This is a genomic window from Desulfobacter vibrioformis DSM 8776 (assembly GCF_000745975.1).
GTDB lineage: Bacteria > Desulfobacterota > Desulfobacteria > Desulfobacterales > Desulfobacteraceae > Desulfobacter > Desulfobacter vibrioformis.
In genome coordinates, this window is record NZ_JQKJ01000063.1 from 1 (window position 1) to 5,383 (window position 5,383).

Below are 5,383 nucleotides of genomic sequence, written 5' to 3' on the forward strand. Positions count from 1 at the left end.
TTTTAGGTACAATCATTTTTAAAATCACTCCAAAGGTGGTAATTTTTTAAATTCTTGAGTTTCCCAGATTGTCTTCAATTCAGCCTGATATTTTTCAGCCCATTCCAAAACTAATTTCCTGGCCCTTGGCGGAAGATCCCCTTCAATCACGTTTAAAGAGTTGATATCGAAAAGTGCGAGGTATTCACCATACACAGCATGAAAGTGTGGTGGTGAATGGTCCCCAAAAAAAAGTTTTATAATGATCCCGTAAAACCTGGTAATTTCCGGCATTGCAACGTCCTGTCTTATGTTAACCGTTTTCGGTAATGATACCGCAAAAAGACCTCTTTTTTAATATACCTCAGGATTTTAATTTTTCACAGGCGTTCTTTTGGTCGGTTTTTCTGCAATATATATATGTTGGTAAGATCAACCTGAGTTTTTGGGAGGTGAGGACTATATTGGCTACGAGGCACAATTTTTCGATGGTGGTCTACTCCGGACTTTCCCTGTGATTCCGGTTCCCAAATTGCTTTAACCTCAATGTTTTTTACTTATCTATGTTCTCTCTCACGGTCAATCTATTAAATATATTGCTATTTTAAAAAGATGTTATTACAATGGTTATAACATGGGAGGTGCAATATGTTGGAATTAAAGGTAAGAAAGATTGGTAATTCTCTTGGTATTGTATTGCCAAAAGAATCTTTGGCAAGATTGCGGGTTAATGAAGGCGAAATTCTCTATTTTACTGAAACGGAAGATGGTGGCTATCGTTTAAGCGGCTATAATGAGAATTTTTCCAAACAGGTTGCAGAAGCTGAGAAAATAATGCAGCAAGACAAAGACCTTTTGAGGGAACTGTCCAAAAGATGATCTATTCTTGGATTGAACTTGAAACAGTTATTGTTATACATGACCTGCAGATCCAAGAACATGGTGGGGCGAATGGAATAAGAGATCTTGGATTAATAGAAAGTGCTATTAATAAGCCCAAAAATCTCGTAGCATATAGCTCTCCTGATGTTCCTGAATTGGCGGCTTCCTATGCATTTGGGTTGGCAAAAAATCATGGCTTTTTAGATGGGAATAAAAGAACAGCCTATGTAGTATCACGACTGTTTTTGAGGTTACACGGTTGGGATTTCGTTGTCTCACCAGAGGAAAGAGTTATCGTTTTTGAAAATTTGGGTAAAGGTGACTACTCTTTGGAAGGATTTACCCGGTGGTTAAAAGAAAATACCCAAAGAATAAAATAATCCCTCTAAAAAATGCGAATATTTTTGTAGCGAAGACTACCCCCAAAACAGGTTCCGATTTCGGGTGAATAAAAACCCCCAGACTATCCCTGTAACTCCAGAGCACTTCCAAAGCTAAATCTGACCCGCCGAAATTGTGAGTGAGATGAGTACTGACAGCTGAAGAAAGAAATTTTATAGGCCGGGCTGGGCCTTCCTCCGGAATTTGACCAAGGCGGCAGGGTTGCTGCCATGGTTTCTGAAGATGAAGAGATCAAGCAGAACTTAAAGATCCTTTTGGCCACCGCCCCGGGGGGACCGGGTGATGCATCCGGAATTCGGGTATGGTATCCAGGCCATGGTCTTCGATACCATGGATACGGCCACGGTTACCACGATTCTGGATCTCGTCCGGCGGGCGGTGTTCTATTTTGAGCTCCGGTGGTGCCAGAAGATATAAGGGTAAAGCAGGTGCAGGTACCTGTCAGGGTGTATCCTGTATAGAGAAATGTGTAAAACTTGTGGACACCTGGTTTGGCTGAATGACGAAAATGGATTGGGCTTCCAATTCTCAGCAGAGGGCGTACAGGCATTCCCAGGTCATTTTATAAACCGTGGATATTTTTTGCTCGGGGCATTTTATCTGGGGATAGGTGAGACTAGAGACAAAGCTCTGCTTGACAAGGGAATATGGATTCGGTTAAGGGTGCCCTCAACAGAATTTACATTTTATTGATAGGATTTTAACCCATAGGATAATCAAGTGGCCCTTAAACCCACCATTTTTAAAGCAAATATCACCTTGGCCGATGTGGACCGGAATGTTTACGATACCCTAAGCCTCACCCTTGCCCAGCACCCTTCTGAATCTGTTGAGCGTATGATGGCAAGAGTGATCGCATTCTGCATGAATGCCACTGAAGCCCTGACCATGACCCGGGGGCTTTCCACTGTGGAGGAGCCGGATATCTGGGAGAAAACCCTGGATGGCAGGATTGCCCTCTGGGTTGAGGTAGGAGAACCTTCTTTTGACCGGATCAAAAAAGCCGGCCGGATCTCTTCTGCGGTGCGGGTATATTCCTTTAACCTCAAGTCCGACAGTTGGTGGGAGAAAGAAGGGGGAAAATTCCAGGGGTTAAGTGCGGAGGTTTTCCAGCTCCAATGGAAAGGCATACAGGAACTGGCTGGATTGACCAACAGGACAATGGACCTTTCCGTAACGGTTTCAGACGGTGTTGTTTATGTTTCCGGGGATACCGGGGAGTGCGAAATTTCCTGGAAACCCCTTAAGGCGAATTAGCCGGGGCAAGGGCCTGGCGGATTTTATTGGCCAGCTGGGCGCTGGAAAAGGGCTTCTGGATAAACATAATTCATTTAACTACAACAAGCCAAATAAAGACGGATAAACCGTTTATTTGGAAACGTTAGATGAGGACTACTCATCTGCCCGCACCACCTTGTAGACAGAACCCTGGCACAGACTTGCCATGTTACTCCAGAGCATTTCCAACACTAAAGCTCACCCTCCGGATCGTGAGTGGCCTGAGCACTGGAAAAAGAAGTGAATGCCTTTATTGACAAGGGTTTCGAGCCACAATTATACCATAAAGGCTCAGTCAAGTTTATCCGGTATTAACGTCAGGGTGAACGCATGAAAAATTGGCATGATTTTTGACTTCAATAAATTCAACTGGTTAAACAATAGTACTTTTTGAAAAGAGACGAAAAGGTGAAATGATGCTTTGTAACCAATTGAATTTATTATAACCGAAATTTTAATGCGTTTGCCCTGGTATTAACGTGATTTATTCTAAGCTCTAACGCCATCCGTCAGCTTTTGTCGATTTTCTTTTAAGGCAGCCCGACGGATAAATATCAGCCATTTTTAAAAACAGAAACTTGTTTTAATAATAAATAGTTGTGACCTTTTTTAACAGTTTTTAACAGTGGGTTTTCATTGACTTTTTCATCTTTAAAAAATAGTTTTGTTACTCATTAGATCATAGCCAGTTGGGAGAGACACCATCTGGAAATTTTGACTTATAGTGTGCAAAAATTTCTATCTTGATTAGCAGCTCTTTATTTGCAGTGGGGAGGTAAAAAATGGTTACTCATATGACAAAAAAATGTTTTTCCAAAATTATAAGGGTATATACGATCCTAATATTTACTGTTGTTTTTTGGGGGGTCACAACAGCGTCGGCCGGAACGTTAACTGCAAAGAACCTCATGAGTTCCAATCCGGATTGTTTTAATATAACATTCATTTATCATTATCACTCTTGGGATTTATTTTACTTCGGCTGGAAATCTCATAGCACACCTTACCAGAAGCTTGAGGAAGGTCAGACACTTAAATTCCCCGGCCCATTGGTCAGGATTAGCTATGTCTATTTATCAGCCCAATTAGCCGATGGTTGGTATAGTGGTAAATGCAACGATTTTATCGGGAAATCAAGGTTCGGTGTTAAGTTTACATCAAATATTTTAGACAATGGCTTAAAACTTGCGCAATATCCGCCTGTCGTCTTACGAGTAGAAGGGACATTGTCAACATCTCGAAATTTTACTCTCACCATTAATTCGGATGCAACGGTTGAGTTAGCAGAAGATAAATAGCAATCAACTTTAAGCTATTTTACTGTTTTAAAAATACAGAAGGTACACATTTCTGTACTTCGGTCATCACCTTAATTGGAGATAAACATCCTCTGCCGAAAATTGCAGCAGTCAACTTTATGCCCTGTTAAATTTCCTTTTACTCTGGGCCAGAGGACCGTTGACTGTGTCTATCATTGAATACTGAGAAATTTTCCAGGCAAGGCGTTGACTACTTCTGATATTGATGATGTCAATTCGAATGTTATCAACCTATGACGTGAGCCCGGCCTGAATTATTCCGAGTCGCTACAATTAACGATCACAAATTACACTTTTCTTTACATTACCCAGGAGCTTATTGCACTGATTCCGGCATTTTATATTTGACATAATGTATCTTATGAGATACATATATAGCTATGAAATATACACTGGAAAGCACCTGGCAGTATGACAAATGGTTCAGAAAACTGAAGGATGGTTCTTCCAAAATCTAAATTCTGGCCAGGCTCTCTCGTGTTGAGTGAAGTGGACCCCATGTCAAGACTGATTTTGACATTTTTTAAGCTACATTTTTTAGGTTTAAGCCCGCCTTATTTCGGCGGGGCCGATGGCGTTGTTGTCCTTTTTTTGTTGAAAAAATTCCCTCCTATGATATTTTTCGTTCGCCAGCTCGGAAGATAGGGCAACGCTGGGAAGCAACCCGAGCGCCGTAGCTGGTGATGGAAGCATGAGGGCAGTATATGAGCATGTATGCTGCCCTTTCCCATGCATCCATCCTTAATGCGATAAATCCAATCCCCCGCGCTTTAGCGCGGAATAACACCCCATAAGGGAGTCAGAGGCATATGGCTCCCCGTCAAGCTGTTCGGTAAACGGATGCTGGTGCCTTGTATCCCAGGGCTTGATGCAGCCTTTCATTATTATAAAAGTCGATAAAGGCCTTTAAGGAGCTCTGAGCCTCCCTCATTGTCCGGTAATCCTTCAGATAAACCTCCTCATACTTGATGGTTCTCCATAATCGTTCAACAAAAACATTGTCCAGCGCTCTCCCTTTTGAATCCATGCTGATTCGAATTTTCCTCTCTTTCAAAATAGACAAGAATTTCAATGAGGTATACTGACTTCCTTGATCTGTATTGAAAATTTCAGGTTTGGAAAAGCAGAGAGCCTCTTCCAGGACCTCAATGCAAAACGTGTTTTCAAGGGTGTTGCTGAGCCGCCATGAGAGCACGTAGCGACTGAACCAATCTATCACCGCTGTCAGGTACATGAAGCCATTCCCGATTCTGATATAGGTAATATCTGTGCTCCAGACATGGTCCGGCCTATCAATGACGACATTCCTTAGTAAATATGGATAGATCTTATGATTTTCATTTCTTTTGGTCGTTTTGGGCTTAGGATAGATGGCTTCTATCCGCATCAGTTTCATCAACCGCTGAACTCGCTTCCGGTTAACCGGATGCCCGAGGGCATTAAGGTAGGCGGTCAGCCGCCTGCTCCCATAAAAAGGGGTCCTGGTGTGCTGCTCATCCAACAGATCCATCAGGGTAAGAGTA

7 protein-coding genes are annotated in these 5,383 nt (G+C 42.2%); 5 read left to right on the forward strand and 2 right to left on the reverse strand.

Translation table 11 applies throughout. From position 1 onward, the window contains the following. Positions 1 to 24 precede the first annotated feature (24 nt). Complete coding sequence (locus tag Q366_RS18895; protein WP_035240143.1) at positions 25 to 273, reverse strand: DUF4160 domain-containing protein; 249 nt, start codon at positions 271 to 273, stop codon at positions 25 to 27. 354 nt (positions 274 to 627) lie between these two features. Here Q366_RS18895 and Q366_RS18900 point away from each other — a divergent pair, with 354 nt between their 5' ends. The 5 genes from Q366_RS18900 (at position 628) to Q366_RS21460 (ending at position 3,839) form a co-directional block, all read left to right on the forward strand. Further along, complete coding sequence (locus Q366_RS18900) at positions 628 to 858, forward strand: AbrB/MazE/SpoVT family DNA-binding domain-containing protein (RefSeq protein ID WP_035242283.1); 231 nt, start codon at positions 628 to 630, stop codon at positions 856 to 858. After that, complete coding sequence (locus tag Q366_RS18905; RefSeq protein ID WP_035242286.1) at positions 855 to 1,241, forward strand: type II toxin-antitoxin system death-on-curing family toxin; 387 nt, start codon at positions 855 to 857, stop codon at positions 1,239 to 1,241. Before Q366_RS18900 ends, Q366_RS18905 begins: the two co-directional genes overlap by 4 nt. Positions 1,242 to 1,545: 304 nt before the next feature. After that, the gene (locus Q366_RS22075; protein WP_245620023.1) at positions 1,546 to 1,680 is read left to right on the forward strand and encodes a GPW/gp25 family protein; all 135 of its coding nucleotides are present in this window, start codon (positions 1,546 to 1,548) and stop codon (positions 1,678 to 1,680) included. A 303-nt stretch (positions 1,681 to 1,983) separates the two neighbouring features. Then, a complete protein-coding gene (locus Q366_RS18915; protein WP_035242291.1) occupies positions 1,984 to 2,520 on the forward strand; it encodes a YaeQ family protein in 537 nt (178 codons plus the stop codon). A gap of 803 nt (positions 2,521 to 3,323) precedes the next feature. Next, positions 3,324 to 3,839 (forward strand): hypothetical protein, encoded by a 516-nt coding sequence (locus Q366_RS21460; RefSeq protein ID WP_156968242.1) that lies wholly within the window; start codon positions 3,324 to 3,326, stop codon positions 3,837 to 3,839. Between the two features lie 841 nt (positions 3,840 to 4,680). Here Q366_RS21460 and Q366_RS18925 read toward each other — a convergent pair. Next, the coding region (locus tag Q366_RS18925) for an IS3 family transposase (RefSeq protein ID WP_035242297.1) at positions 4,681 to 5,383 on the reverse strand (703 nt) is incomplete at its 5' end.

Coding starts and splice junctions, on each gene's coding strand:
- Q366_RS18895 (WP_035240143.1), bottom strand. CDS start 273: ATGCCGGAAATTACCAGGTTTTACGGGATCATTATAAAACTTTTTTTT.
- Q366_RS21460 (WP_156968242.1), top strand. CDS start 3,324: ATGGTTACTCATATGACAAAAAAATGTTTTTCCAAAATTATAAGGGTA.
- Q366_RS18905 (WP_035242286.1), top strand. CDS start 855: ATGATCTATTCTTGGATTGAACTTGAAACAGTTATTGTTATACATGAC.
- Q366_RS22075 (WP_245620023.1), top strand. CDS start 1,546: ATGCATCCGGAATTCGGGTATGGTATCCAGGCCATGGTCTTCGATACC.
- Q366_RS18900 (WP_035242283.1), top strand. CDS start 628: ATGTTGGAATTAAAGGTAAGAAAGATTGGTAATTCTCTTGGTATTGTA.